This window comes from Roseibium sp. RKSG952, assembly GCF_009711355.1.
Window position 1 is genome coordinate 1 of record NZ_SMMF01000605.1, and the last position, 2,443, is coordinate 2,443.

A 2,443-nucleotide genomic window follows, 5' to 3' on the forward strand; every position below is an offset into this window, starting at 1 on the left:
TCCCCCCCAACGCTCAGTCCCTCCGGCAGGTTATCCAGCGCGTGCCAGTCGCCGTCGGCATCAACAACATGCCCAAGCCGGTTTGTCGGAATGCTTATTTCCCACCCGGACCGCTTGAGAAACGGGATAAGCCTATCCAGGTAACGCCGGACCGGGATCTTGTTTTGCTTTCCCTGAAGCTGCACAAGGCAGTTCGACGTTATCTCCAGCGTGGCATGGGGCTTTCCTCCGTGATCGCGCAGCGACAGGTAAAGATTTTCCTCGATCAGCCGATCATCATAGGCCCCGTCGCCAATGCAGTGCTGCATGGCGTTGCTCTCCCGATCGAGGGCAGACGGGGTCATAAGGCGAATGAGGCTGTATCCGTCTTCAAGATCGGCATAAGGCTCTTCATCTCCCTCGATCAGGCTTGTCTTGCCGCGCCTTGTGGCGCTCTTCCGTATTTCCTTGTCCGCCTCGGCCGTGCATGCCTCGATCAAGTGCAGCTTCATCAGCTTTTTCGGCCTGCCGTTCTCGTCGAGACTGTACAGCCAAGGGGCGTCGTTGACGATGGCTGCCTTCAGCCAGTCGGCAATGTGCTGAAGCGCGTCATGATCAGGGACAATGAAGCGGCTTTCGTCTTGCAACGCCAGCCTCAAAAGAATGCGTCCGACACTAAGTGAGAGCAGTTCGGCAAGCCGCTCGTCTTCACCCGCAAAGGGGGCCAGAAGATCGCCAATCTCAGCTTCAAATTTTGCTCTTGCCACGTTTCTCTCGCCTTGTCTGGACAACTTAATGACCATGTAACTGTAAAAACCCGCAGGGAAGAAGAGGGAGCAGTCACGTTTCTCTTAACTAGATCGCGAGGTGGATCCCCTCCGGCAACCACCAGGCACCCCTTCAGCGGGCGCATGAACTCGCGGCAGAGGTCTCCGACGAAGAGAACAAGGCACTCGAACCCCAGGGAAACGTCCGAAACAAAATCGAAGAATTGGTCCCTCCTTGTATCATCCTGTAATGTTGACAAAATAACGACTCAACTGTAGCCTCTCGGTTTCATCGCGCAGGCGCGTCCGCGCAACGGCCAAGAAGCTACAGTTGAACATGAACATCGAGCACAACGAGAAAGCGCGAGGCGGCTCCTGATGCCTAAGGCCATCGTCGTCACCGGAGAGGACCGAATTCCGACGGGGCGGCTCCTGTTCGAAACGGATGGCCGACGCTCCCACTCCACGTTTCTATACGATCCCTCCTGGCGCGACCGGCCAGATGGCTTCGACCTGTCTCCCAGCATCCTTCGCTCCCCTATCCCACATCACGCCTCTTCCAGCGGAGCGGCGGGACGCGACATGGATGCGCTCTCGGGACCGTTCGCCGATGCCTCTCCCGACAGCTGGGGCAGGCGCGTCATGAGAAGCGCCTACGGAGAGAGCCTCACCGAATTCGACTACCTCGTTCACGTCGACGATTTCTCGCGGCAGGGAGCGCTCCGCTTCCTTGATGTCGAAGGAGCGGCATTTCCAACTCGGTCCTTCGAGACACCGAAGATCTCCGACCTCAAGGAACTACAGCAACTGACGGAGCGCTTCGAGCTGGAACGGGAATTGCCAGAGGGGGGTGCGCTCAGGCTCGCCGAGGCGACCGGATCCCTTGGCGGCGCCCGTCCCAAGGTGAACGTCGTTGACGGCGTATCCCTCTGGGTTGCGAAATTCACCTCCGTCAAGGACACGTGGCCAGTGGAGCGTCTCGAGGTCGCGACGCTTCATCTTGCGAAACTGGCTGGACTTCGCGTGCCGGGCGCACGCCTAGAGTTGTCGCAAGGAGACCAGCCGATCGCTCTATTCGAAAGGTTCGACCGGAACGGCGACGCTCGGATTCCGTACATGTCCGCACGAACGGCGCTGGGCAAAGAAGGGACCGAACCAGGTCACTACACGGATATCGCGGACGTTCTCCGCAACTTGTCACCCAGCTCCGGTGACGACCTTCGCGAACTCTGGCTCCGAATGGTTTTCGGAATTCTCGTCACGAACACCGACGACCACCTGAAGAACCACGGACTTCTTCGTGATGCGAACGGCTCTTGGCGACTGTCGCCCGTGTTCGACATCAACCCGCAGCCACGCCGCCAGCCGGGCATGAAGACCGGGATCAGTCCAATTCACGGCTTCGCGCCTTCCATCGCTGCGGCCGTCGACGCCGCGCCGCTCTTCGATGTCGACGAGGTAGAGGCGAGAAACCTCGCGCGGGACGCGGCGGAGGAGATCCGAAACGAATGGCGAAACGTCCTTAAAAGGCACGGCATCGCAGGATCGGCGATCTCGGCCTGCGCCCCGGCGTTCGAACACGAGCGGTCGGAAGCGGCGCTTTCCCTCTAGAATGCGCGGTCAAGGCAACCTTCCATCCCTCACGCGAGCTGTGTGTCCAGTTCAGGTTAACGTCTTCCCCGCCCTGAAGGGCGGGG

General features: G+C 59.6%; 2 protein-coding genes. One reads left to right on the forward strand and one right to left on the reverse strand.

What is annotated here, in order from left to right:
• Positions 1–746: PcfJ domain-containing protein (locus tag E1297_RS02740; RefSeq protein WP_196223159.1), on the reverse strand; the 746-nt coding region annotated here is incomplete at its 3' end.
• Between the two features lie 378 nt (positions 747–1,124).
• Here E1297_RS02740 and E1297_RS02745 point away from each other — a divergent pair.
• Positions 1,125–2,357, forward strand: coding sequence for a type II toxin-antitoxin system HipA family toxin (locus tag E1297_RS02745; protein WP_155133602.1), 1,233 nt, complete (start codon positions 1,125–1,127; stop codon positions 2,355–2,357).
• The last annotated feature ends 86 nt before the right edge of the window (positions 2,358–2,443 follow it).